This is a genomic window from Janthinobacterium sp. JF4 (assembly GCF_059617925.1).
In genome coordinates this window covers 67170-90400 of the sequence record NZ_JCAQAV010000007.1, presented here as the reverse complement: position 1 = coordinate 90400, position 23231 = coordinate 67170, and the positions used below count along the sequence as shown (strand labels likewise).

Annotated in this window: 25 protein-coding genes; 11 read left to right on the top strand and 14 right to left on the bottom strand. The window is 63.3% G+C overall.

Going from position 1 to position 23231, the window contains the following annotated elements; genetic code table 11:
- Positions 1-2 precede the first annotated feature (2 nt).
- From AC54AF_RS09315 to AC54AF_RS09270, 10 genes are all read left to right on the top strand, one after another.
- A complete protein-coding gene (locus AC54AF_RS09315; protein WP_496636316.1) occupies positions 3-1550 on the top strand; it encodes a flagellar hook protein FlgE in 1548 nt (515 codons plus the stop codon).
- 108 nt (positions 1551-1658) lie between these two features.
- Positions 1659-2402 carry a flagellar basal body rod protein FlgF gene (locus AC54AF_RS09310; RefSeq protein WP_131687748.1) on the top strand — a complete coding sequence of 248 codons (744 nt, stop codon included), beginning with the start codon at positions 1659-1661 and terminating at the stop codon, positions 2400-2402.
- Positions 2403-2474: 72 nt separating this feature from the next.
- Positions 2475-3257 carry a flagellar basal-body rod protein FlgG gene (flgG, locus tag AC54AF_RS09305; protein WP_034754070.1) on the top strand — a complete coding sequence of 261 codons (783 nt, stop codon included), beginning with the start codon at positions 2475-2477 and terminating at the stop codon, positions 3255-3257.
- 50 nt (positions 3258-3307) lie between these two features.
- Positions 3308-3958, top strand: coding sequence for a flagellar basal body L-ring protein FlgH (locus AC54AF_RS09300; protein ID WP_496636315.1), 651 nt, complete (start codon positions 3308-3310; stop codon positions 3956-3958).
- A 2-nt stretch (positions 3959-3960) separates the two neighbouring features.
- Positions 3961-5076, top strand: coding sequence for a flagellar basal body P-ring protein FlgI (locus tag AC54AF_RS09295; protein WP_496636314.1), 1116 nt, complete (start codon positions 3961-3963; stop codon positions 5074-5076).
- Positions 5077-5086: 10 nt separating this feature from the next.
- A complete protein-coding gene (flgJ, locus tag AC54AF_RS09290; RefSeq protein WP_131687751.1) occupies positions 5087-6013 on the top strand; it encodes a flagellar assembly peptidoglycan hydrolase FlgJ in 927 nt (308 codons plus the stop codon).
- Positions 6014-6101: 88 nt separating this feature from the next.
- Positions 6102-8069: a flagellar hook-associated protein FlgK gene (gene flgK / locus AC54AF_RS09285; protein ID WP_496636313.1), complete on the top strand. Its 1968-nt coding sequence runs from the start codon at positions 6102-6104 to the stop codon at positions 8067-8069.
- A gap of 52 nt (positions 8070-8121) precedes the next feature.
- Complete coding sequence (gene flgL / locus AC54AF_RS09280) at positions 8122-9363, top strand: flagellar hook-associated protein FlgL (protein WP_496636312.1); 1242 nt, start codon at positions 8122-8124, stop codon at positions 9361-9363.
- A 165-nt stretch (positions 9364-9528) separates the two neighbouring features.
- Complete coding sequence (locus tag AC54AF_RS09275) at positions 9529-9972, top strand: MarR family winged helix-turn-helix transcriptional regulator (RefSeq protein ID WP_496636311.1); 444 nt, start codon at positions 9529-9531, stop codon at positions 9970-9972.
- A gap of 48 nt (positions 9973-10020) precedes the next feature.
- Positions 10021-11280 (top strand): MFS transporter, encoded by a 1260-nt coding sequence (locus AC54AF_RS09270; RefSeq protein WP_496636310.1) that lies wholly within the window; start codon positions 10021-10023, stop codon positions 11278-11280.
- A 9-nt stretch (positions 11281-11289) separates the two neighbouring features.
- Here AC54AF_RS09270 and fliR read toward each other — a convergent pair whose 3' ends face one another.
- The 14 genes from fliR to AC54AF_RS09200 all read right to left on the bottom strand — a co-directional run bounded on the left by fliR (position 11290) and on the right by AC54AF_RS09200 (position 23023).
- Positions 11290-12150 carry a flagellar biosynthetic protein FliR gene (fliR, locus tag AC54AF_RS09265; protein WP_496636309.1) on the bottom strand — a complete coding sequence of 287 codons (861 nt, stop codon included), beginning with the start codon at positions 12148-12150 and terminating at the stop codon, positions 11290-11292.
- A 16-nt stretch (positions 12151-12166) separates the two neighbouring features.
- Positions 12167-12436 (bottom strand): flagellar biosynthesis protein FliQ, encoded by a 270-nt coding sequence (gene fliQ / locus AC54AF_RS09260; protein ID WP_034754044.1) that lies wholly within the window; start codon positions 12434-12436, stop codon positions 12167-12169.
- A gap of 10 nt (positions 12437-12446) precedes the next feature.
- Positions 12447-13223, bottom strand: a complete 777-nt coding sequence (gene fliP / locus AC54AF_RS09255) for a flagellar type III secretion system pore protein FliP (RefSeq protein ID WP_034787135.1) — start codon at positions 13221-13223, stop codon at positions 12447-12449.
- Positions 13213-13797 (bottom strand): flagellar biosynthetic protein FliO, encoded by a 585-nt coding sequence (gene fliO / locus AC54AF_RS09250; protein ID WP_496636308.1) that lies wholly within the window; start codon positions 13795-13797, stop codon positions 13213-13215. Before fliO ends, fliP begins: the two co-directional genes overlap by 11 nt.
- Positions 13794-14228 (bottom strand): flagellar motor switch protein FliN, encoded by a 435-nt coding sequence (fliN, locus tag AC54AF_RS09245; protein WP_034754038.1) that lies wholly within the window; start codon positions 14226-14228, stop codon positions 13794-13796. The genes fliO and fliN overlap by 4 nt, the downstream gene beginning before the upstream one ends.
- Before the next feature lie 49 nt (positions 14229-14277).
- Positions 14278-15264: a flagellar motor switch protein FliM gene (fliM, locus tag AC54AF_RS09240; RefSeq protein ID WP_101482396.1), complete on the bottom strand. Its 987-nt coding sequence runs from the start codon at positions 15262-15264 to the stop codon at positions 14278-14280.
- A gap of 6 nt (positions 15265-15270) precedes the next feature.
- Positions 15271-15783 (bottom strand): flagellar basal body-associated protein FliL, encoded by a 513-nt coding sequence (gene fliL / locus AC54AF_RS09235; protein ID WP_131687757.1) that lies wholly within the window; start codon positions 15781-15783, stop codon positions 15271-15273.
- A gap of 186 nt (positions 15784-15969) precedes the next feature.
- Positions 15970-17232: a flagellar hook-length control protein FliK gene (locus AC54AF_RS09230; RefSeq protein WP_496636307.1), complete on the bottom strand. Its 1263-nt coding sequence runs from the start codon at positions 17230-17232 to the stop codon at positions 15970-15972.
- Between the two features lie 19 nt (positions 17233-17251).
- Complete coding sequence (fliJ, locus tag AC54AF_RS09225) at positions 17252-17692, bottom strand: flagellar export protein FliJ (RefSeq protein WP_035821358.1); 441 nt, start codon at positions 17690-17692, stop codon at positions 17252-17254.
- Between the two features lie 32 nt (positions 17693-17724).
- Positions 17725-19236, bottom strand: a complete 1512-nt coding sequence (gene fliI, locus AC54AF_RS09220) for a flagellar protein export ATPase FliI (RefSeq protein WP_496636306.1) — start codon at positions 19234-19236, stop codon at positions 17725-17727.
- Positions 19131-19832, bottom strand: coding sequence for a flagellar assembly protein FliH (locus AC54AF_RS09215; RefSeq protein WP_496636360.1), 702 nt, complete (start codon positions 19830-19832; stop codon positions 19131-19133). The genes fliI and AC54AF_RS09215 overlap by 106 nt, the downstream gene beginning before the upstream one ends.
- 43 nt (positions 19833-19875) lie before the next feature.
- Positions 19876-20874: a flagellar motor switch protein FliG gene (gene fliG / locus AC54AF_RS09210; protein WP_034787109.1), complete on the bottom strand. Its 999-nt coding sequence runs from the start codon at positions 20872-20874 to the stop codon at positions 19876-19878.
- Positions 20867-22582: a flagellar basal-body MS-ring/collar protein FliF gene (gene fliF / locus AC54AF_RS09205; protein ID WP_215409968.1), complete on the bottom strand. Its 1716-nt coding sequence runs from the start codon at positions 22580-22582 to the stop codon at positions 20867-20869. Before fliF ends, fliG begins: the two co-directional genes overlap by 8 nt.
- A gap of 84 nt (positions 22583-22666) precedes the next feature.
- Positions 22667-23023: a hypothetical protein gene (locus AC54AF_RS09200; RefSeq protein ID WP_496636362.1), complete on the bottom strand. Its 357-nt coding sequence runs from the start codon at positions 23021-23023 to the stop codon at positions 22667-22669.
- Here AC54AF_RS09200 and fliE point away from each other — a divergent pair.
- Positions 22920-23222, top strand: coding sequence for a flagellar hook-basal body complex protein FliE (gene fliE / locus AC54AF_RS09195; RefSeq protein ID WP_230539976.1), 303 nt, complete (start codon positions 22920-22922; stop codon positions 23220-23222). The genes AC54AF_RS09200 and fliE overlap by 104 nt on opposite strands.
- Positions 23223-23231 lie beyond the last annotated feature (9 nt).

Genomic DNA, 23231 nt, shown 5'->3' with positions numbered 1-23231 from the left:
CAATGTCTTTCCAACAAGGCCTGAGCGGCTTGAATGGCGCCGCCAAATCGCTGGACGTCATCGGCAACAACATCGCCAACTCGTCGACCGTGGGTTTCAAGCAGTCGCAGGCCCAGTTCGCCGACATTTATGCCAACTCGCTGTATGGCGTGGGCGGCAACCAGGCGGGGATCGGCGTGTCGGTCTCGCAAATCGCCCAGCAATTCAATCAGGGTAACCTGGAATCGTCGTCGAATCCCCTCGACATCGCCATCAATGGCGGCGGCTTCTTCCGTACCAGCGTCAACGGCGCCATCCAGTACTCGCGCAATGGCCAGTTCCAGGTCGACAAGAGCGGCTTCATCGTCAACGCCCAGTTGGCGCAATTGACCGGCTATCCCGCCGACGTCAACGGCAAGATCGTGGCTGGCGCCATCGTGCCCCTGCAGATCGACCAGTCGGACATGAAGCCCCAGGCAACGACCAAAGTCAACACGGAAGTCAACCTCAATTCGAATACGGCCATGCCGACCACGGTGCCGTTCAAGACAGGGGAAGACACCTCGTACAGCAAGCAGTTTCCTGTCGAAGTCTTCGATTCGCTGGGCAATTCCCATATCATGTCGAATTTCTACGTCAAGACGGGCACCAACACCTGGGATGTCTATTCGGCCGTTGACGGCACGGAAGTGACCAGCATGAAGGCCGCGGCCGCCCTGCAGACGGACCCTGCTTCGCTGGCCGCGCGCGCCGCTTACCAGGCCGCCGCCACGGCCGTGCCGCTGGTGCCGGCCAATGTGACGACCGCCGCCGTTGCCTATGGCAACGCGGTCGGCGCCGCCGTCTCGGCCGCCGCCGCCGCCGCAGGCGCCACGCCGGCGCAACTGGCCGCCATCGCCGCCACCTACGGCAGCGCCGTGCCGAATGGCGTCAACTCGAGCCGCACGCCCGACCAGATCGACGCGGCCATCCGCGCCGTCACCAATGTGCCAGCCGTCAAGACCGGTTCGCTGGTCTTCAACACGGTCGGCAGCCTGGACCGGGCCGCCATGCTGGCCCTGACGCCGCCGCAGACCTTGCCCGTCACCGTCAACCTGCCGATCTTCCCGGCCACAGGCGCGAATGCGACTCTGTCGGTGCAGGTCGACTTCACCAAGTCGACCCAGCTGGGCAGCCCCACGGCGGAAAAGAAAACGGAAGCGGATGGCTACAAGGCGGGCCAGCTGAGTCAATTCATCGTAGGCGACGACGGCGTCATCCAGGGCCAGTACAACAATGGCAAGACGCGCAGCCTGGGGCAGGTGGTGTTGAGCAACTTTGTCAACCCGAACGGCCTGGAGCCGCTGGGCAACAACGCCTGGGTGGAAAGCTCGGCTTCGGGCAAACCCGTCACGGGTGAACCCAAGACGGGCAACCTGGGCAATTTGCGCGCCTCGTCTGTGGAAGTGTCGAACGTCGACCTGACGGCAGAACTGGTCAACATGATCACGGCCCAGCGCGCCTACCAGGCAAATGCGCAGACCATCAAGACGCAGGATTCCGTTTTACAGACTCTGGTGAACTTGCGCTAATCGTTTGAACCCCTGACGGCGAAAGGCTGGGGTCGGACCTTAAGGACTTGGCGTCCCCGTCCGACCCCGGTTTTTGCCTTGGTTTGAAGGCAACAGGAGAAATAAAAAATGGACCGTCTCATCTACACCGCCGGCTCGGGCGCCAAGCATATCCTCGACAAGCAGGCGACCACCGCGAACAACCTGGCGAACGCGACCAGCACGGGTTTCCGCGCCCAGCTCGACTCGTTCCGCGCCGTGCCCGTGGTGGCCGACGGCATGATGCCGACGCGCGCCTTCGTCGTCGATTCGACGGTCGGATCCGATTTCACGCAAGGTCCCATGCAGCACACGGGCCGCGCGCTCGACGTGGCCGTGGAAAACGGCGGCTGGATCGCGGTGCAGTCGGCCGACGGTTCCGAAGCCTACACGCGCAACGGCGCCTTCAAGCTCAATGAAAACGGCATGCTGCAGACGCAGGGCGGACTGATGGTGCAGGGCGATACGGGGCCCATGGCCATCCCGCCCGGCGTGACGGTGGCCATCGCCAGCGACGGCACGGTGGGCACGATTTCCACCGACGTGCCGCCAGGCCCATCGACGGTGCTGGGGCGCATCAAGCTGGTCAACCCGCCCGAGCAGCAACTGGTGCGCGGCGACGATGGCCTGTTCCGCCTGAAGGATGGCACGGTGGCGCAGGCCGACCAGGCCGTCAAGCTGACCACGGGGGCATTGGAGGGCAGCAATGTCAGCCCCGTCGACTCGATGGTCAGCATGATCGCCCTGGCGCGCCAGTTCGAAACGCAAATGAGCCTGTTGAAGAATGCCGAGAATAACGCGGCGAAAGCCACCCAGATCCTCGCTTTGAATTGATGGGGGCCACCGCATAATGGTCACATAGAAATAGTCTACAGGGCTGGTTAGCGCTGTTATTGGAGAAAAATCATGATTCGTTCCCTTTGGATTGCCAAGACCGGCCTGGAAGCGCAGCAAACGCAGATGGACGTGATCGCCAATAACCTGGCCAACGTCAGCACCACCGGCTTCAAGAAGTCGCGCGCCGTGTTTGAAGACTTGCTCTACCAAAATGTGCGCCAGCCGGGCGCGCAATCGTCGCAGCAGACCCAGCTGCCATCGGGTTTGCAGATCGGCACGGGCGTGCGCACCGTGGCCACCGAACGCATCCATACGCAGGGCAATCCCCAGGCATCGGGCAATTCGCGCGACGTGATGGTCAACGGCACCGGTTTCTTCCAGGTGCTGATGCCGGACGGCGCCACCGCCTACACGCGCGACGGCTCGTTCCAGACGGATGCCAATGGCCAGCTGGTGACGTCCGAAGGTTTTGTGATCCAGCCCGCCATCACCGTGCCGACCAATGCGCTGAGCCTGACCGTGGCGCGCGACGGCACCGTTTCCGTTACCTTGCCCGACACCGTTGCGCCATCGCAAATCGGCTCCCTGCAGCTGACCACCTTCGTCAATCCGGCCGGCCTGGAATCGAAGGGGGAAAACCTGTACATGGAAACGGGTGCCTCCGGCGTGGCGCAGACCAACACCCCGGGCACGAATGGCGCCGGGGTGCTGATGCAGGGCTATATCGAGACGTCGAACGTCAACGTGGCCGAAGAGATGGTCAACATGATCCAGACGCAGCGCGCCTACGAGATCAACAGCAAGGCCATCACCACATCCGATCAAATGCTGCAGAAATTGTCGCAACTTTAATTTTCATAGTCGTCATGCCATCCGCCGCCGGATGGCAGCGGAGGTTCGCCATGCAATACCCCATCATCGCCCTGTTGTCCGCAGTCCTGCTGTCCGGCTGCGCCATCACGCCCACGTCCATCGTGCAATATCCCACCAGCACGCGCGCGCCGATGCCGGAACCGGTGGTCGTCAGCAACGGTTCCATCTACCAGCCGTCGACTTACCGTCCCGCCTTCGAAGACCGCCGCGCGCGCCATGTGGGCGATACGATGACGATCGCCATTACCGAGCGCACGAATGCCGTCAAGGCGGGCGCCAGTTCCGGCAACAAGTCGGGCAGCGTGGGTTTCAGCACGCCGGGCATGCTGCAGGGCCGCCTGGGCGGCAGCGTGGCGGCGAATGGCGCAACGAAATTTGCCGATGGCGACAACCAGTCCGCCAGCAACACCTTTAACGGTACGATCGGCGTGACGGTGATCGAGGTATTGCCAAATGGGAATCTCATCGTCGCCGGTGAAAAACAGATCGCCATGAACAAGGGCACGGAATTCATCCGCTTCTCGGGCATGGTCAATCCGGACACCATCGGCACGGGCAACGTCGTGCCATCGACGCAGGTGGCCGAAGCGCGCGTCGAATATCGCACCAACAGCCAGATCGACCGCGCCGAAATGGCCTCGATGGCGTCGCGCTTCTTCCTCAGCCTGCTGCCATTCTGATCATGGCAACGTTGACCTTTCCCCGCTTTGTCGCCATTTTCGGCCTGGCCATCACTCTGCTGGCGCCCATGGCGCAGGCCGAGCGCATCAAGGACCTGGCCAGCATCGCCGGCGTGCGCCAGAATCAGCTGATGGGCTATGGCCTCGTCGTCGGCCTCGACGGCAGCGGCGACCAGACCACGCAAACCCCATTCACTATCCAGAGCGTGGCGGCGATGTTGCAGCAGCAAGGCATCAACTTGCCGCAAGGCACGAGTTTGCAGCTGAAAAACGTGGCTGCCGTGATGGTGACGACGGCCTTGCCCGCGTTTGCCCAGCCGGGCCAGTTGCTCGACGTGACGGTATCGTCGATGGGCAATGCGAAAAGCTTGCGCGGCGGCACCTTGCTGATGACCCCATTGAAGGGCGCCGATGGCCAGGTGTACGGCATGGCGCAAGGCAACGTGCTGGTGGGCGGCGTGGGCGCGCAGGCGGCCGGCAGCTCCGTCGTCATCAATCACCTGAGCGTGGGACGCATCTCGGGCGGCGCGACCGTCGAGCGCAGCGTGCCTTCGGTGCTGGGCGCCAACAACACCATCCGTCTGGAATTGAATGCCACCGATTTCGCCACCGCCAGCCGCGTGGTCGACGCCATCAACAGCCGCTATGGCGCGGGCACGGCCGCCGCGCTCGATGGCCGCGTGATCGAGGTGCAGTCGCCCAGCGGCAGCGACCAGCGCGTATCCTTCCTGGGCCAGCTGGAAAGCATCGAAGTCAATCCGGCCCGCCTGGCGGCCAAGGTCATCATGAATGCGCGTACCGGTTCCGTCGTGATGAACCAGTCCGTGACGCTGGAAACGTGCGCCATTTCGCACGGCAACCTGTCCGTCACCATCAATGTCGAGCCGCAAGTAAGCCAGCCGGCCCCCCTGTCGGGCGGGCGCACGGTGGTCACGCAGACGGCGCAGATCGATATCAAGAAGGAACCGGGCAAGGTCATGCTGGTCAAGGGCGGCGCCTCGCTGTCCGACGTGGTGAAAGCCTTGAACGCCATCGGCGCCTCGCCGCAAGACTTGCTTGCCATCCTGCAGGCGATGAAAGCGGCCGGTTCGCTGCGCGCCGAACTCGAAATCATTTGATAGGCATGCCATGATCAGCCAAACCGACCTCAGCAATACCGCCGCCTATGACGTCAAGGGCATGGATGGCTTGCGCCAGTCCGCCAGGGCGAAGGACCCCGCCGCCCTGAAAGAGGCGGCCACGCAATTCGAAGCCATGTTCATCAACATGATGATGAAAAGCATGCGCGAAGCCACGCCGCAGGACGGCATCATGGATAGCCAGCAAAGCAAGATGTACACCTCGATGCTGGACCAGCAGACGAGCCAGAACCTGGCCAAGCGGGGCACGGGCCTGGCCGACGTACTGATCCGCCAGCTGTCGTCGTCGAACCAGGCGCTGGCGGCCGATGGGGCCGAAGCGCCGTCGCCCCGGTCTTCCAGCATGGCACAGGCGCTGGCCGCGTTCCGCCAGCAGCAGGGCGCCCTCACCGAGGGTGCCGGCAGCGCCACCGCCAGCGGCAAGACCCTGAGCGAGAAGGCCAATGCCACGCAGGCGCCGCACGTGCGCGCCTTCCAGGAAAAGCTGGGCGTGCATGCGGAAGAAGCCAGCCGCGCCACCGGCATCCCGGCCAAGTTCATGCTGGGCCAGGCGGCGCTGGAAACGGGCTGGGGCAAGCGCGAAATCATCAGCCGAGACGGCAGCAGCAGCCACAATCTGTTCGGCATCAAGGCCACCGGCGACTGGAAGGGCAAGGTCACGGAGGCCGTCACCACGGAATATGTGAATGGCAAGGCGCAGCGCAAGGTGGAAAAATTCCGCGCCTATGACAGCTACGCGGACAGTTTCAAGGATTATGCGCAGTTGATTACCAATAACAAGCGCTATGAAAAAGTGCTGGCCAGCGCGGGCGACGCCAGCACGTTCGCCCAGGGCTTGCAAAAGGCCGGCTACGCGACGGACCCGAATTACGCTGCTAAATTGACAAAAATTATCAAGCATTCGCTGGTCGGTTAAGGCGCGTCCATCCCCTTGTGCAGGCCGCGCGCTTCAAGTTTTCGTCGCGGCTGCCGTAAATACATTTGACGGTAACCAATAAGACACCATGACTTCGAATCTACTCAGCATCGGTAAAAGCGGTTTGCTTGCAGCGCAGGTGGGCCTGTCGACGACCGGGCATAACATCACCAATGCCAACGTGGACGGTTACAACCGCCAGGTGGTGCTGCAGCAGACGGCGCAGTTCAACAATGCCGGCTATGGCTTTGTTGGCAATGGTACCGAGGTATCGCAAGTCAAGCGCCAGTACGACGGTTTCATGGCGGCCCAGGTGAATGGCGCGCAGTCGGCCACCAGTTCGCTCGACGCGTACTACACGCAGATCAGCCAGATCGACAATATGCTGGCCGACCCCACGGCCGGGCTGTCGCCGGCGATGGCCGACTTCTTCAAGGGCGTGCAGGATTTCAGTTCGAATCCCTCGTCCGTCTCGTCGCGCCAGGCACTGTTGTCGAGCGCAAACTCGCTGACCGCGCGCTTCCAGGGCCTCAGCGCGCGCCTGACGGAAATCGGCGACGGCGTCAATTCGCAGATCACCTCGAACGTGAAGGTGATCAATTCCTACGCCAAGCAGATCGCGGAACTCAATACCGCGATTACCAATCTGACCGTGAATGAAAGCAATCAGCCCAACGATTTGCTGGACCAGCGCGACCAGCTGATCACGGAGCTGAACAAATACGTCAAGGCAACGGTTCAGCCTGGCGCCGGCAACTCGATTTCCGTCTCGATCGGCTCGGGCCAGCCGCTGGTGGTGGGCAACAAGAACTTTGAACTGGCCACCACGCCGTCGCCGACGGATCCGAACCGCCTGGATGTGGGCTATGTGACGGGCACGAGCGTCACCAAGCTGTCGGAAAGTTCCCTCAGCGGCGGCGCGCTGGGCGGCTTGCTGGAATTCCGCAGCGGCAGCCTGGACCGCATCCAGAATTCGCTGGGCAAGGTCGCCATCGCGCTCGCTTCCACCTTCAATGAACAGCACAAGCTGGGCCAGGACTTGAATGGCGACATGGGGGGCGACTTCTTCAAGCTGCCCGATCCCGTCATCGGCGCCGACTACCGCAACAATGCGACCAGCACGACCGTGATATCGGCCAAGGTCAGCGATCCGACCAAGCTGACGGCCAGCGATTATGCCGTCAAGTATGACGGCGCCAATTATGTGGTGACGCGCCAGAGCGACGGCGCGAAAACGACCATCAACCCGTTTCCGCAAACCGTGCCGCAAACCATCGACGGCGTGGATTTCTCGATCACGGGCGCGGCTGCCGAAGGCGACAACTTCATGGTCAGGCCGACCGCCCACGGCGCTTCCGACCTGGCCGTGGCGATTACCGACCGTAACAAGCTGGCCGCTGGCGCGCCGATCGCCACGGGCGCGCCCGTCAGCAACACGGGCAGCGGCAAGCTCGGCGCAGGTAGCGTGGACAAGGCCTATTTAACGCCGGGCAATGCCTTGACCGGTAGCGTCACCTTGACGTACGACAAGGCGACCACTTCGCTGTCGGGTTTCCCCGCGGGCCAGGCCGTGACGGTGAAAGGCTTGAACGGCGCGACCACCACGTATCCGGCCGGCACGGCGAACATCCCGTACACGGAAGGCGACAGCTTCAGCTTTGGCGGCATCAATTTCAATATGACGGGGGCGCCCGCGCAGGGCGATAAATTCACCATCGCGCCGAACTCGGGCGGCGTGGGCGACAACCGCAATGCCGCCTTGCTGGCGGGCTTGCAGACGAAAAACATTCTCGATGGCGGCAAGGCCACGTTTCAGGGTTCGTACGCGGAAACCGTCAGCTATGTCGGCAACAAGACGCGCGAAGTACAGGTCAGCGGCCTGGCCAGTCTTGCGTTGTTGCAACAGACCAGCACGCAGCAGCAGGCCGTTTCCGGCGTCAACCTCGATGAAGAGGCGGCCAACCTGCTGCGCTACCAGCAAGCCTACCAGGCTTGCGGCAAGGTCATGCAGATCGCCAGTACCCTGTTCGACGTGGTCATCGGCCTCGGACGTTAATTATTCAAGCGGCGGCGCATAGCGCCCCGCCGCCATCAGGAAGGGCAGCATCATGCGCATCAGTACCAAAATGATCTATGACGCGGGCAGCACGCAGCTGAACAATCTGCAGGGCGCGTTGAACCGCACCCAGATGCAACTGTCGGCGAATCGCCGCAACCTGACGCCGGCCGACGACCCGATCGCTTCGGCGCGCGCGCTGGAAGTGACGCAGTCGCAAACGATCAACACGCAATTCGTGACGAACCGCTCGAACGCCAAGAATTTCCTTTCACAGGAAGAGCTGGCGCTGGCCAGCACCACCTCGCTGATCGCCGACGTGCAAGACCTGGTGCGCAAGGCCGGTAATCCGGCCTTGAAGGATATCGACCGCCAGAGCCTGGCCACGGAGCTGAAGGGCCGCTTGACCGACCTGATGGGTATCGCCAATACTTCCGACAACGCGGGCGGCTATCTGTTTTCCGGCTATAAATCGACGACGCAACCGTTCAGCCAGACGCCGGGCGGCGCCACCTACGTGGGCGACCAGGGCCAGCGCGAGCTGCAAGTGGGCTCGGCGCGCTACCTGGCCACCAGCGATTCGGGTGCGGCCGTGTTCGAGAACAATTTGACGGGCAACGGCAAGTTCACCACGGCGGCCGATCCGGGCAACTTCACGCGCGGCGGCGCCGGCATCATTTCCGGCGGCACCGTCACCGATCCCACCAAGTTGACGGGGCACAAGTACACGATCGACTTCCAGGTGACGGGCACGGGCACGGATGCCAAGACGACCTATACCGTGACGGACGTGACCCTGGGCCAGACCATCCCGAATCCCGCCGTGCCGGTGGCCTACAAATCGGGCGACGCCATCAACTTTGACGGCCAGCAAGTCAATGTCGCGGGCAAGCCGGCCGACCTGGACAAGTTCACCCTGGAGCCGAGCAGCAAGGAATCGATCTTTACCACGATTACCAACCTGATCGGCGCACTGGGTCAGCCGGCTTCGGGCGACGCGGGGCAGGCGCGCCTGACGGCCAGCCTGAACACGGCGCATGACCTGCTCGACACGGCCTACGATAACGTGCTGTCGGTGCGCGCGGAAGTTGGTTCGCGCCTGAAGGAACTCGATACCCTCGACAGCGCCGGCGACGACCTCGACCTGCAATATGCGAGCACCTTGTCGGGCTTGCAGGACCTGGACATGGTGAAAGCGATTTCCCTGTTCAGCCAGCAACAGATCACCCTGCAGGCGGCGCAAAAGTCCTTTACTTCCATCTCGGGCCTGTCGCTGTTCAACTATATCAGCTAAGCGGCCCGCATCGCAGGAAGACCGGCAAGCCGGGGCAGGGAGGACACCTCCCACCCCGGCTTTTTTGCATGCGCATAATGGCCGCCTGACAAGATACGCAGGCAAACTGTGCAGTTTACCTGTGCATATGTTATAGTGGAGTCCGTTGAACCACTGTCGCTCCCAATGCACACACCACAAGAAGACCACGAACAAGTCCTGCAACTGGCCAGCGAGTTGCGCATCCTGGTCGGCAAGTTGCGCCGCCGCCTGCGCGAAGAAGCGCACCTGGGCGATGTCAGCATGTCGCAGGCGTCCGTGCTGAGCCGCCTCGAGCGCGACGGCCCGGCCACGGCCAGCAGCCTGGCGCGCGCCGAAGGCATGCGGCCCCAGTCGATGGCCGCCACCGTGCAAGCCTTGACCGAGGCGCGGATGGTGACGGGGTCGCCCGATCCGGCGGACGGACGGCAAACGATCCTGACCCTGACGGACAGCTGCCGCGCCTGGATCGCGGCCAGCCGCGCCGCGCGCGAGGACTGGCTGGCGCGCACCATTGAAACCCGGCTCACGCCGGACGAAGTCACCGAGCTGAACCATGCGGTGGCCCTACTCAAACGCTTGGCGCAGTGATGCGCTGATTTTTTCACCACGACCCCGGCAAGGAGCCCGCACGCCCAGATGAACAACACATTCCGCTCGCTACGCATTCCCAATTACCGTATCTGGGCCGGTGGCGCCCTCGTGTCGAATGTCGGCACGTGGATGCAGCGCACGGCGCAGGATTGGCTGGTGCTGAGCGAATTGACGCAGCATAATGCCAGCGCCGTCGGCATCGTCATGGCCTTGCAATTCGGCCCGCAACTGCTGTTGCTGCCCCTGACGGGCATGGCGGCCGATTTGCTGGACCGCAGGAAATTGTTGTTGTGTACACAGGCGGCCATGGGCTTGCTGGCGCTGGGCCTGGGCTTGCTGTGCATCAGCGGCCTGGTACAACTGTGGCATGTGTATGTGTTTGCTTTCCTGCTGGGCTGCGTGACGGCCTTCGATGCGCCCGTGCGCCAGACCTTTGTTGCCGAAATCGTCGGCGAGGAAGACTTGACGAACGCCGTGGCGCTCAATTCCACCTCATTCAATGCGGCGCGCATGCTGGGCCCGGCCGTGGCGGGCTTGCTGATCAGCAGCGTCGGCAGCGGCTGGGTCTTCATCATCAACGCCGTCTCGTTTGCCGCCGTGATCGGTTCGCTGTTGCTGCTGCGCGTGGAATTGCTGCGCCGCGCGCCGCGCCTGAAAGCCACGCGCGCCAGCCTGGGCGAGGGTTTCCGCTACGTGCGTCAGCGGCCCGACCTGATGGCTATTTTGCTGATGCTGTTCCTGATCGGCACCTTCGGCCTGAACTTCCCCATCTTCCTGTCGACCATGTCCGTGACGGCTTTCCATGCGGGCGCCAGCCAGTATGGCGTGCTCAGTTCCATCATGGCTTGCGGTTCCGTGGCCGGCGCCTTGCTGGCGGCCGGGCGCGGCCAGCCCACCCTGGCCTTGTTGCTGGGCGCGGCCGCGCTGTTCGGCCTGGCTTGCGCGCTGGCCGCCGTGATGCCCAATTACTGGCTGTTCGGCATGATGCTGGTGGTCATCGGCATCGCCGCGCAAACGTTTACCACCAGCGTCAACAGCAGCGTGCAACTGTCGACGGCGCCCGCCATGCGGGGCCGCGTGATGGCGATACTGCTGGCCATTTCGGCCGGTGGCACACCGCTGGGCGCGCCCATCGTGGGCTGGGTGGCCGACACCTTCGGCCCGCGCTGGGCGCTCGGCATAGCCGCCCTGTCGGGCCTGGCGGCGGCCCTCGTCGGCGTGCGCTACCTGGTCAAGCATCACCAGTTGCGCCTGAACGTCGACGTGCGGCGCCGGCGCCTGGCGCTCAGCAGCGACCAGCCCTGATGCCGGTGGTCAGGGGGCCGGTGCTGGCGCTGCCGGCACTGCCGGGCGCAAGGGATTCGGCGGCGCGGGCGGCGGCGGCCGGTCGCGCGTGGCAAAACCGCGCGGCAGCAAACGCGCCGTTTCTATGCCGCGCAGGAACATGTTCTGGAAGGGCGTGGCCAGGTAGGGCAAGACCATGCCGATCACCAGCAAGCCCACGCCCAGCGTGACGGGAAAACCGATACCGAAGATGTTCAGCTGCGGCGCGGCCCGCGTCAAGATGCCCAGCGCCACGTTGGTCAGCAGCAAGGCGGCGATGATGGGCAGCGAAATCTGCAGGCCGGAACGGAAGATTTCCCCGCCCCAGGCTGCCAATTGCTGGAAGCCGCCGCCGCTGATGGGACTCGACGAAATCGGCAGGCTGACAAAGCTTTCCGCCAGCGCCGCCAGCAAGACCAGGTGGCCGTTGACCGTCAAAAACATCAAGGTGGCCAGCATGACGAGGAACTGGCTGATGGCGGACGACCTGCCCTTGGTTTGCGGGTCGAAGAACGAGGCGAAACCGAGGCCCATCGTCAGACTGCTGAGTTCGCCGGCCATTTCGATGGCGGAAAACACGATGCGGATGGAAAAGCCCATGGCCAGGCCCACCAGCATCTCCTGCGTGAGGATCAATAAACCGGGCAAGGACATCGGGTTGACGGCAGGCAAGGCCGGCACGGTGGGGGCGATGATCATGGCCAGCAGCGCGCCTAAAGTCACCTTGACGGTGGCCGGTACGGACGCGTTGCCGAACAGGGGCGCGGCCGCGATCAGGCCGAGGATGCGGCTAAGCGGCCACAGCAATGCTGCGATCCAGGTATTGAGTTCGATGCTCGACAGGGTCAGCATGGCAATGGCCGCGGCACTAACCCACCAGGTTCGGGATGCCGGTAAATACCTGGCGCATGTAGTCGAGCATGACGGACAGCATCCACGGGCCCGCCACGACGATGGCGACGAAGATGCCGACCAGCTTGGGGATGAAGGACAGGGTCGCCTCGTTGATCTGCGTGGCCGCCTGGAAGATACTGACGATCAAGCCGATGATGAGGGCGACGAGCAGCATGGGCGCGGCCACCATCAGGGTGATTTCCATCGCATGGCGGCCCAGGGTCATGACGCTTTCGGGTGTCATCGTAGTTCCCCTAGTAAAAACTCTGAGACAAGGAGCCCAGCAGCAACTGCCAGCCATCGACCAGCACGAACAGCATCAGCTTGAACGGCAGCGAGATCGTCGCCGGCGACATCATCATCATCCCCATCGACATCAGCACGCTGGCGACCACCATGTCGATGATCAAGAACGGGATGAAGATGGCAAAGCCGATCTGGAACGCCGTCTTCAGTTCGCTGGTGACGAAGGCGGGCACGAGGATGCGTAGCGGCACGTCTTCCGGACCTTGCAGGGCCGGCGAGCGCGACATCTTGGCAAACAGGGCCAGGTCGGCCTGGCGCGTCTGCTTGAGCATGAAGGTTTTCAGGGGATCGACGCCCTTGTCCATCGCCTGCTGCATGGTGATCTTGTTTTCCTGGTAAGGCTGGTAGGCATCCGTATAAATCTTGTCGAACACGGGGCCCATGACGAACAGGGTCAAAAACAGGGCCAGCCCCACCAGCACCTGGTTCGGCGGCGCCGATTGCGTGCCGATGGCCTGGCGCAGCAGGGACAGCACGATGATGATGCGCGTAAAGCAGGTCATCATCAAGAGGGCCGCCGGCAGGAAGGTGAGCGACGTCATCAGGATGAGCGTCTGCACCGGCAACGAGTAATTTTGCCCCCCGCCCGGCGCCGGCGTGCTGTTGAAGGCCGGGATGCCCGGCTGGGCCATGGCCCACAGCGGCAAGGCCAGGGCGGCCGCCGCCAGCAGCCAGGTCAGGGGAGTCTTCAAGGTGGACCACGCCATCTGCTGCTTATTTCCCATTGCGTTTTTCGATGGTCTGTTTCAGCCACTCGGAAAAATTGGCGGCTGCGGGGCCGTTTTGCGCCGTGGCCAGTTGCGGCAACTCGCCTTCCTGGCGCGGCATGGTGGCCAGCGCGTTGATCCTGCCGGGCGAGGCGCCGACGACGATCCACTGGTCGGCCACCTCGACGAGGACGATGCGTTCGCGTCCGCCCAGGTTGAGCGAACTGACGACGCGCATCTTGTTGTTGCCGCCCATGACCTTGGGACCATAGCGCTTCATGAACCAGGCCAGGCCGATCAAGAGGGCCAGCACGAACACGAGCGCGAAGATGGTTTGCAGCAAGCTGCCTGCCGAGCTGGTCGGCGCCATCGTCATCGGTGCGCCGGGTGGCATGGCGGGCAGGGCGGCGGCGGGCGAGGTTGCGGATGCGGCGGCCGGTACCGCTGGGGCGGCTGGTGTCTCGCTTGCCACAGCGACGGAAGCGCTGGCGGCGCTGGCCGCCGGCGCCGATGCGGCTGCCTGTTCGGCGTGCGCAATGCTGCATGCCGCCAGGAGCTGCAGCACGGTGGAAATCAACAGGCCAGGCTTCATTTATTCAATTTTCGGATGCGTTCGGAAGGCGTGATGATGTCGGTCAGGCGGATGCCGAACTTGTCATTCACCACCACCACTTCGCCCTGGGCGATCAGGCAGCCGTTCACCAGCACGTCCATCGGTTCGCCGGCCAGTCCGTCAAGCTCGACCACGGAACCCTGTGCCAGTTGCAGCAGGTTCTTGATGGCGATCTTGGTGCGGCCCAGTTCGACTGTCAGCTGCACGGGGATATCGAGGATGAAATCGATATCGTTGTGCGTTTCCGACTTCGATGCCTGCTTGGAAAAGTCCTTGAACACGGCGGCGCTGGCCGCGCTGGCCGTATTGGCGGCCTGGTTCTGCAGCGCTTCGGCTTCCGCCTTGGCCTGCTCGGCAATGGCCGCGCCCCAATCGTCTTCCGCGCTTTGGTCGTCTTGGTTGTCAGACATGTGTTTCTCCTGTTGTGCAGATGCGGGCCGCAGCGGCCCGGGTATGTATTTAGTGATTGTTCATGTTGTCGGTGTTCGCCAGCAACTTTTCGACTTTGAGCGCATATTGTCCGTTCAACACGCCGTAGGTGCAATCCATCACGGGCACGCCGTCGACGGTGGCGGCGATCAGTTCGGGAATATTCAGCGGGATGATGTCACCCACCTTCATGTTCAGGATTTCGTCGAACGACACGCGCGCCGTGCCCAGCGAGGCCACCAGCTCGACTTCGGCGATCTGGATCTGCTGCGTCATCAGGCGGATCCAGCGCTTGTCCACTTCCAGCGCCTCGCCCTGCAGGCTCGAGGTCAGCGAATCGCGGATCGGCTCGATCATCGAATACGGCATGCAGAAGTGGATTTGTCCGGAAACGGAGCCCAATTCCACCGTGAACGTGGACGCCACCACCACCTCGTTCGGCGTGGCGATGTTGGCGAACTGCGTGTTCATTTCTGAACGGATGTATTCGAACTCGACGGGGAAGACCGGCTCCCACGACTTGGTGTAGGCTTCGAAGACGATGTCGAGGATGCGCAGGATGATGCGCTGCTCCGTCTGCGTAAAGTCGCGTCCTTCGACGCGCGTATGAAAACGTCCGTCGCCGCCGAACAGATTGTCGACCAGCAGGAACACCAGGCCCGGATCGAAGACCATCAGGGCCGTGCCGCGCAGCGGCTTCATGTGCACCAGGTTCAGGTTGGTCGGCACCACCAGGTTACGGATGAATTCGCTGTATTTCGACACGCGCACGGAACCGACGGACACTTCGGCGCTGCGGCGCAGGAAGTTGAACAGGCCCACGCGCAGCAGCCGGGCGAAACGCTCGTTGATAATTTCCAGCGTTGGCATCCGGCCGCGCACGATGCGCTCCTGGGTTGCCAGGTTGTAGGTACGAACTCCCGTGACATCTTCCGGCGCCTGCGCGTCGTCCTGGTCTCCGTTGACGCCCTTCAGAAGGGCATCGACTTCTTCCTGGGAGAGGAAATTATCGGCCATGGCTGCTTATTGAATGATGAATGCGGTAAATAATACGTCCGTCACGTCCTGCTCCGGCCCTTTGTCCTCGAACGGCTGGTTCACCTGATTGATGATTTCGGCCGCCAGTTGCTGCTTGCCTTCCACGGTATTGAGTTCGGATGCCTTCTTGCCGGACAGCAGCAGCAGCAAGCGGCTGCGCACCTTCGGCATGTTCAGCTTGATGCTATCCATTTCTTCCGGGCTGCTGGCTTGCAAGGTAAACGCGATTTGCAGGTATTGCTCGCCATTTTCCGGCTGCAAGTTGACGGTGAAGGAATCGATGGGCACGAAGACGGGGGGGCCTGCCTTGGACGCGGCATGTTTTTTCTTGCTGGGCGCCGCTTCTTCTTTATCGGCCTTGCCATGCAGGAAGTACCAGGCGGCACCGCCACCGATGCCGCCAGCCACCAGCACCGAGGCCAGCACGATGATCAGAAGCTTCTTTTTCGAGGCGCCGGCGGGAGCCAGGCCTGCATCTGCTTTCGGATCTGCTTTCATTTTTGGATTTGCTTTCAACGGTACTCGGGTGCATGGAAGTGGATCACGACGCCATTATGTCATTATCGGCAAATTCTGCGCAGAAGGATGCAGTGAAAAGAGGGCGGAAGCGCCCTCAACTCGCTGTTTTTAGACGAAAAGTTACGCTGTGGGGCGCGCCAGTGGCGTGTGGACGACGAATCGGCCTCAGGCAAAGGTATCCACGGCACTCAGGCTTGGCCGGCTGCGTCCGCCTGCCGCCGGCGCGATGGCGATCTCGCCAGCGGATACGCCGCCACCCTGGCCGTTGCCACGGCGGTCGCCCGGGGTGGCACGTTCGCCATTGTTTTGCTGTTCCGGCGTGCCTGCCGAGACGGTGGCGCTGCCAAAGGCGATGCCCGCTTCGCTCATCATCTCGCGCAGGCGCGGCATGGCCGCTTCCAGCGCCTGGCGCACTTCCGGCTGGGCCGACATGAAGGCGGCATCGGCCTGGTCATTGGTGACCGTCAGTACCACTTGCACGGGGCCCAGGTCGGGCGGGTTCAGGGTCAGGGTGGCGCTCTGGTCGCCGCCGGCCGCCATCCACACGACTTTCTGTCCCAGTTGCTGGTCCCAGGCCGGCGTGCCGACCCGGCCCGCCAGCTTGTCGCTCGGCACGGCCACAGCGGCTGCGGCCTGCTGCAGCGCGCCCGGCTGCAACTGGGCCGCCAGGCGGCTCAGGTCGGCAGGCGTTTCCTTGAGGATCGGTTCGGCCACGGCGGCGCCTGCCTTGGCGGTGGCTGCCAGCTGCGCGTCGATGGCCAGCTTGCCAGATTCGGCTTTGCCGGTTGGCACGCTGGCGCCTGGTGTGGCGGCTGTCTTGCCCTGTGCCTGGCCCAGACTGTCGGCAAAGTCGCCGCTGTCGGCTTGCGCGATGGCGGTGGCGGCGGCCTTGCCGCTGCCCTGGCCGGCTGCCAGCAAGGGGCCCGTTGCCAGGTTCTTTCCCTCGGCCTTGACGCTGGCGCGCGCTGGCAGTTCCGGTAAGGCCTTGGCCGCTGGCGGCTGGATGGCCAGCTGGATGCTGCCCACGAGGGCTAGCATCTCGGCGGCCGGATCGGCTGGCGGCGTGACTGGTTCGGCGGGGACGGCGGGCACGCTGGCCTCGGCCGTGGCGTTGTCGGCGCTGGCGGGTGCAGCTGCCTCGGCAGCTGGCGCCGGCGGCTGTTCGCTGCTGGCCGCCTGTTCGGTGCCCGCTTGCGCCGGCTTCGCCTCGCTCGCTGGCGTGGCGGCCGGGCTGGGGGGACGGGCCGCCGGCGCTGGCGCTGGCGCTTGCGCCATATTGCGGCTGGCCTGGCGTTGTTCGATCTGGCGGTTCAAGGTGCGCTGGAAGTCGCCTTGCGTGCCGCTGGTCGATGGCTGGCTGCGGTTGGCGGCACCTGGCGTGGCGTTCGGCGAGACGATCTGGGAAATCGGAGTTGGCTGGGTTTGCATGATGCTGCCTCAGTGTTGCTTAGCGTTTGTAATAGGCTTGTCGCGCCGCGTGCTCATCCATTGCTTTCTGGTCGCGCTTGTTTTCCAGCTTCAGCGCCTGTTCCTGCGCCCGGTTGTTCAGGGTGGTGTACGACATGCGCTTGCGTTCGGCCAGCTGCCAGCGCATCTTTTCATTGTCGCTGCGCGCTTGCGCATGCTCGACCACTTGCTGCTGGCCCAGGATGGCGCTGTCGAGCTTGACCATGAAGGCCTGGAAGTTGCGGTAAGCCATGGGCGTAATGCCGCTGCTCATGCTCGCCTCGAAGCGCTTGGCATAGTCGTCGCGGTAGCCGGACAGCATGTCGAGCTTCTGGCGGCAATCGTCGAGTGCCTTCAGGGCCGCGCCCAGGCGCTTGGCGCAGTCGTCCGTTTCGCGCTGGGCGAGGTCGATCAGGGTTGCAAGTTGGGAAGGAGAGGCCATGGCTGATTATATTCCCGCTGTGCAAGCCCTCATCACTCGAATAGAGTGGTAAGTTGCCCCAAGCTCTCGTCCATGCTGACCCGCTCCGTGATTTGCTGTTGTAAAAACGCCTCGATCTTTTCATGCAGGGCGATGGCCTGGTCCAGCACGGGGTCGGTGCCGGCGCTGTAGGCGCCCACGCTGATCAGGTCGCGGCTGCGCTCATAGCGCGAATACAGCTGTTTCAGCTTGCGCGCCTGCTGCTGGTGTTCGTGCGTGGTGATCGAGTGGGCGGCGCGCGAAATCGATTGCTCGATGTCGATGGCCGGGTAGTGTCCCGCCTCGGCCAGGCGGCGGTTCAGCACGATGTGGCCATCGAGAATGGCGCGCGCCGAATCGGCGATCGGGTCCTGCTGGTCGTCGCCCTCGGTCAGCACGGTGTAGAAGGCCGTGATCGAACCGCCGCCTTCCTCGCCATTGCCGGCCCGCTCCACCAGCACGGGCAGCTTGGCGAAGACGGACGGCGGATAGCCCTTGGTGGCGGGCGGCTCGCCGATGGCCAGGGCGATTTCGCGCTGCGCCATGGCGTAGCGGGTCAGCGAATCCATGATCAGCAGCACGTTTTGCCCCTGGTCGCGGAAATACTCGGCAATGGCCGTCGCATACGCGGCCCCTTGCAGGCGCATCAGCGGCGGCGTGTCGGCCGGCGCGGCCACGACGACGGAGCGGGCCAGGCCTTCGGCGCCGAGGATCTGTTCGATGAATTCCTTGACTTCGCGTCCCCGTTCGCCGATCAGGCCGACGACGATCACGTCCGCTTCCGTGTAGCGGGCCATCATGCCCAGCAGCACGCTCTTGCCCACGCCGGAACCGGCGAACAGGCCCATGCGCTGGCCACGGCCCACGGTCAGCATGGCATTGATCGAGCGCACGCCCACGTCGAGCGTGTCGACGATGGGGGCGCGGCCCAGGGGATTGGCGGGGCGCACGTTGATGGGGGCGCTGTCGGTCGTGTGCAGCGGACCGAGCTGGTCGAGCGGGCGGCCCGCGCCGTCGAGCACGCGGCCCAGCAGTTGCGGACCGACGGGCAGATGGCGCGCGCGGTCGCTGGGGCGGCGGCGCGGGTGAGCCACGCTGCCGGGGCGGGGGATGGCCGGCTCGACGGAAAACACGCGCGTGCCGGGCACGATGCCTTCGACGTCGCTTTGCGGCATCAAGAACAGGCGTTCGCCTTCAAAACCCACGACTTCCGCCTCGACCCGGCCACCATTCGGCAACGGCACGGTGCAGGCGGCGCCGACGGCCAGGCGCAGGCCCACGGCTTCCATCACCAGACCGGCCACGCGCGTGACCCGTCCTGAAATTTGCATCGGTTCGACAAAGCCGACCACGGCCGAACAGTCGCTCAGGTAGGCGCGCCAGCGCGCCGCATGGGCAGTCGGGCCTTTGACGGGCTCGTTCACGGCGCCAGCCAGTCCAGGTCTTTGCCCAACGCATGCGTCAGGCGGTGCCAGCGGGTGGAAGTTTGCGCGTCGATCTGGTTGCTGGCCGTATCGATCTTGCATCCACCGCGTTCCACGGTCGGGTCTTCTATGACTCTCCAGCCACCCTTGTCGAGCTCATCGCCGATACCGTCGCGTACCACTTGCGCGTCTTCCGGGTTGAGCATCAGCAAGGCCGGTTGTTGCAGCACAGGCAAGTATTCGATGGCTTCGCGCACCATCGGCAGCATCAGTTCGGGGCGCACGGGCAAGGCCGTCTTCAGCATGCCCTTGGCCAGTTGCAGGGCCAGCTCCATCACGTCATGGGCGATCAGTTCGTCGGCCTGCTGCACGGCCGTGCCGAAGTCGACGGCGATGGTTTGCAGATGCGCCAGTTCCACGGCGGACGCCGCCTTGCCTTCCGCATACGATTGGGCGTGGCCATCGGCATGCCCGGCCGCATGGCCTTCCGCATAGCCGGCCGCGCGGCCCTCATCGAAGGCCGTGGCGCGCGCTTCCTCGCGGATGGCGTCGAGTTCTTCCTGCGTCGGGTATTCGAGCGGCGGGGCCGGCTCTTCCTCGTGCAGCTCGGCAAATGGGTCGAACTCGGGTTCGGGCTCCGGTTCGAGCAGCTTGCGCGCCGCCACCACGCTGGGACGCTCGTCGCCAAACGAGGTCATTTCCCAGCGCTGGTAGGCCGTTTGCTGCTCTTTGGGAATCAAATTAGACAAACGAATCCTCGCCTTTTCCGCCTAATACAATCTGCCCCTCGTCCGCCAGGCGGCGCACGATCTGCAGGATCTGTTTCTGCTGCGACTCCACTTCCGACAGGCGCACGGGGCCTTTCGATTCCAGGTCTTCGCGCATCATCTCGCCGGCGCGCTGCGACATGTTCTTGAAGATCTTGTCGCGCAGCTCTTGCGAGGCGCCTTTCAGGGCGATGATCAGCATTTCCGACTGCACTTCGCGCAGCAGCAGCTGGATGCCGCGGTCGTCGATATCGATCACGTTGTCGAACACGAACATTTCGTCCATGATCTTTTGCGCCATGTCGTTGTCGTAGTTCTTGATATTGTCCATGACGGAGCCTTCCTGCTCGCCGCTCATGAAGTTCAGGATCTCGGCCGCCGCGCGCACGCCGCCCAGCGACGATTTCTTGATATTCTCATTGCCCGAAAGTAACTTTGTCAGCACGTCGTTGAGCTCGCGCAAGGCGGCCGGCTGCACGCCGTCCAGGGTGGCGATGCGCAAGACCACGTCGTTGCGCAGGCGGTCCGTGAAATGGCCGAGGATTTCGCACGCCTGGTCGCGTTCCAGGTGGACCAGGATGGTGGCGATGATCTGCGGGTGTTCGTTGCGGATCAGCTCGGACACGGATTGCGAATCCATCCATTTCAGCGATTCGATGCCGGACGCATCCTTGCCGCCCAGGATGCGCGACAGCAGCACGGACGCCTTGTCGTCGCCCAGCGCCTTGGTCAGCACCTGGCGGATGTATTCGTCCGAATCGAGGCCGACGGTGGAGTTGAGTTCCGTCTGCGCGCGGAAGTCGTCGAGCACTTCGACCACCTGCTCGTGCGCGATGCCCTTCATGGTGGCCATGGCGGCGCCCAGTTTCAGCACTTCGCGCGGGCCGAGGAATTTCATGACCTCGGCCGCTTCGCTCTCGCCCAGTGCCAGCATCAGTATCGATGCTTTTTGCAGTCCCGTTGTCTCAGTCATTATTGCCTATCCATGCTTTGATCACGTTGGCCACCACGCGCGGGTCTTCCTGCGCCAGTTTTCTGGCCATCGCCAGGTTTTCGCGATAACCGCGGGCAGTGTCTTCTTCCAGTTCTTCCAGTTCCGCTTCGCTGAGCAGGACTTCGTTTGCTTCGCCGTCCTTGGCCAGTTCCGGCTCGATGACGGGCGGCGGCGCGCCGAAATCGTCGATCTTGCGCATCACGGGGCGCAGCATCGGACGCACGATCTTGATGAAGATATACAGCAGGATCAGGGCCGTGATGAGGAATTTCGCCAGTTCCTTGGCCAGCGGCAAGTTGGCCGGGTCGCGCCACCACTCCAGCTTGCCTTCCGGCGCGCGGTCGATGCCGTCGAAGGGCGAATTGGCCACGCTGAAGCTGTCGCCGCGCTCCTTGTTGTAGCCCATCGCTTCCTTCACCAGATTATTGATCTGGACCATTTCGGCAGGGGAAATCGGCTTGACCGTGACCTTGCCATCCTTGTCGAAGCTGCGGCGGTAGTTGACGACGACGGCTACCGACAGGCGGCGCAAGCCGCCCATGGATTTCTGTTCGTAGCGCACGGTCTTGTCAACTTCATAATTCGTCGTCGACTCCTTCTGGGTCGGTGCCGTCGGCGCGCCGCCCGGTGCGCCAGGCGCCTCGGCCGTCAATGGCGCCGTCGCCACGCCTGGCGGCTGGTTCGACAGCGCACCCGGCACGCCGGACGGGTTGGCATTGCCGGCGCCCGTCGATTCGCTCGTTTGCTGGCTGCGGATGGTGGACGCTTCCGGCGGCGAATTCGGCTTGTAGGTTTCCGCCGCCTGCTCGCTTTGCGAGAAATCCACGTCGGCCGTCGCTTCGGCGCGCACATTGCCTTCGCCGACGATGGGCAGCAGGATCGATTCGACCTGCTTGATCACGCTTTGCTGCAACTGCTGCACGTACTTTAACTGGTTCGGGTCCAGGCTCTTGATGCCGTTGGCGCGGTCCTTGTCCTTTTCCTGGTTCGACAGCAGCGTGCCGGCCTGGTCGACCACGGTGACATTGATCGGCAGCAATTCCGGCACGCTGGACGCCACCAGGTGCACGATGGCGCTCACCTGCAACTGGTCCAGGCCGCGGCCCGGATGCAGGTTCAGCAGCACGGACGCTGTCGGTTTCTGCTGTTCGCGCACGAAGACGGACGGTTTGGGCAGGGCCAGATGGACGCGCGCCGTGTCGACGGCGGACACCGATTCGATCGATTTCGCCAGTTCGCCTTCCAGCGCGCGCTGGAAATTGACCTGTTCCAGGAATTGCGACACGCCCAGCTTCTGGTTTTCCATCAGCTCGAAACCCACGTTGCCGCCCTTCGGCAAGCCTTGCGCCGCCAGTTTCAGGCGCGCGTCGTGGACTTGCTCGGACGGCACGAGAATGGCGCCGCCGCCTTCGGAAAACTTGTGCTTGATGCCCAGCTGGTCCAGCGATGCGGTGATGGCGCCGCCGTCGCGGTCCGTGTAGTTGGAGAACAGGACTTTGTATTCGGGCGGCTGGTTCCACATGTACAGGGCCACGCCGATGGCGATCAGTGCCGCCACGCCCAGGCCGCGCAGGAAATTCTTGCCCATCGGCGTCTTGGCGAAGGCTTGCACGGACTCCACGGGCGAGCGGGCAGGCGCCGGTTCAGGCGGTATGCGGTTTACATCGATTTCTTCGGCTACAGCCATGATTGCCTTCCAGGGCGTGTGGTTTGACGGGTATTCGGTGGTGCGTTGGGGCCGCTTCCTCGGGAGGAGGGGCGATATGCAGAATTATCCGCCACTGTCACGCGCTTCAATCGTCCAAATAGAAGGCGCTTTTGCCGCCTGCTCGGCCGAGCGGCTGGCGTTGGCGCTGGTATTGTGGAACCCTGGCAACATGTGACGGAAGTTATTGTACCCGTCGTTGCCTTGCAAGCCAGGGTTTTGTTCTCTGGGTGCAACAGGCATGGAACAGTGATGAAGCACACCAGAATCGGGAGGCAAAGTGAAAACAGGCGGTATCGATAGCAGCAGGATCGAGGCGATGATCGCGCAACTGAAGTCGGCGGCCACGCGGCCGGAGGCGAAAATACCGGCGATCCAGACCGAGATGCCGGCGGCGAAGGTGAATTTTGCCGATGCCTTCAAGAGCGCGCTCGATTCCGTGAGCGGCGCGCAAAAGGCCTCGTCGGCGCTGGGCCAGCGCTTCACCATGGGCGACGAAAAGGTCAGCCTGTCGGACGTGATGGTGTCGATGCAAAAATCGAGCATCGAATTCCAGGCGACGGTGCAGGTGAGGAATAAATTAGTTTCCGCGTATCACGAGATCATGAATATGCAGGTGTAAAGTTTAATT

What these genes read in the sequence shown, in the direction of transcription:
- fliF (WP_215409968.1), bottom strand. Translation starts at nt 22,582, where the DNA reads ATGGCTGTAGCCGAAGAAATCGATGTAAACCGCATACCGCCTGAACCG.
- AC54AF_RS09315 (WP_496636316.1), top strand. Translation starts at nt 3, where the DNA reads ATGTCTTTCCAACAAGGCCTGAGCGGCTTGAATGGCGCCGCCAAATCG.
- flgJ (WP_131687751.1), top strand. Translation starts at nt 5,087, where the DNA reads ATGATCAGCCAAACCGACCTCAGCAATACCGCCGCCTATGACGTCAAG.
- AC54AF_RS09295 (WP_496636314.1), top strand. Translation starts at nt 3,961, where the DNA reads ATGGCAACGTTGACCTTTCCCCGCTTTGTCGCCATTTTCGGCCTGGCC.
- AC54AF_RS09230 (WP_496636307.1), bottom strand. Translation starts at nt 17,232, where the DNA reads ATGCAAACCCAGCCAACTCCGATTTCCCAGATCGTCTCGCCGAACGCC.
- AC54AF_RS09215 (WP_496636360.1), bottom strand. Translation starts at nt 19,832, where the DNA reads ATGACCTCGTTTGGCGACGAGCGTCCCAGCGTGGTGGCGGCGCGCAAG.
- fliO (WP_496636308.1), bottom strand. Translation starts at nt 13,797, where the DNA reads ATGAAGCCTGGCCTGTTGATTTCCACCGTGCTGCAGCTCCTGGCGGCA.
- fliI (WP_496636306.1), bottom strand. Translation starts at nt 19,236, where the DNA reads ATGCAAGATCGATACGGCCAGCAACCAGATCGACGCGCAAACTTCCAC.
- flgK (WP_496636313.1), top strand. Translation starts at nt 6,102, where the DNA reads ATGACTTCGAATCTACTCAGCATCGGTAAAAGCGGTTTGCTTGCAGCG.
- flgG (WP_034754070.1), top strand. Translation starts at nt 2,475, where the DNA reads ATGATTCGTTCCCTTTGGATTGCCAAGACCGGCCTGGAAGCGCAGCAA.
- fliM (WP_101482396.1), bottom strand. Translation starts at nt 15,264, where the DNA reads ATGGCCGATAATTTCCTCTCCCAGGAAGAAGTCGATGCCCTTCTGAAG.
- fliL (WP_131687757.1), bottom strand. Translation starts at nt 15,783, where the DNA reads ATGAAAGCAGATCCGAAAGCAGATGCAGGCCTGGCTCCCGCCGGCGCC.
- fliP (WP_034787135.1), bottom strand. Translation starts at nt 13,223, where the DNA reads ATGGGAAATAAGCAGCAGATGGCGTGGTCCACCTTGAAGACTCCCCTG.
- fliG (WP_034787109.1), bottom strand. Translation starts at nt 20,874, where the DNA reads ATGACTGAGACAACGGGACTGCAAAAAGCATCGATACTGATGCTGGCA.
- fliN (WP_034754038.1), bottom strand. Translation starts at nt 14,228, where the DNA reads ATGTCTGACAACCAAGACGACCAAAGCGCGGAAGACGATTGGGGCGCG.
- AC54AF_RS09310 (WP_131687748.1), top strand. Translation starts at nt 1,659, where the DNA reads ATGGACCGTCTCATCTACACCGCCGGCTCGGGCGCCAAGCATATCCTC.
- AC54AF_RS09300 (WP_496636315.1), top strand. Translation starts at nt 3,308, where the DNA reads ATGCAATACCCCATCATCGCCCTGTTGTCCGCAGTCCTGCTGTCCGGC.
- flgL (WP_496636312.1), top strand. Translation starts at nt 8,122, where the DNA reads ATGCGCATCAGTACCAAAATGATCTATGACGCGGGCAGCACGCAGCTG.
- fliE (WP_230539976.1), top strand. Translation starts at nt 22,920, where the DNA reads ATGATCGCGCAACTGAAGTCGGCGGCCACGCGGCCGGAGGCGAAAATA.
- fliJ (WP_035821358.1), bottom strand. Translation starts at nt 17,692, where the DNA reads ATGGCCTCTCCTTCCCAACTTGCAACCCTGATCGACCTCGCCCAGCGC.
- AC54AF_RS09275 (WP_496636311.1), top strand. Translation starts at nt 9,529, where the DNA reads ATGCACACACCACAAGAAGACCACGAACAAGTCCTGCAACTGGCCAGC.
- fliQ (WP_034754044.1), bottom strand. Translation starts at nt 12,436, where the DNA reads ATGACACCCGAAAGCGTCATGACCCTGGGCCGCCATGCGATGGAAATC.
- fliR (WP_496636309.1), bottom strand. Translation starts at nt 12,150, where the DNA reads ATGCTGACCCTGTCGAGCATCGAACTCAATACCTGGATCGCAGCATTG.
- AC54AF_RS09270 (WP_496636310.1), top strand. Translation starts at nt 10,021, where the DNA reads ATGAACAACACATTCCGCTCGCTACGCATTCCCAATTACCGTATCTGG.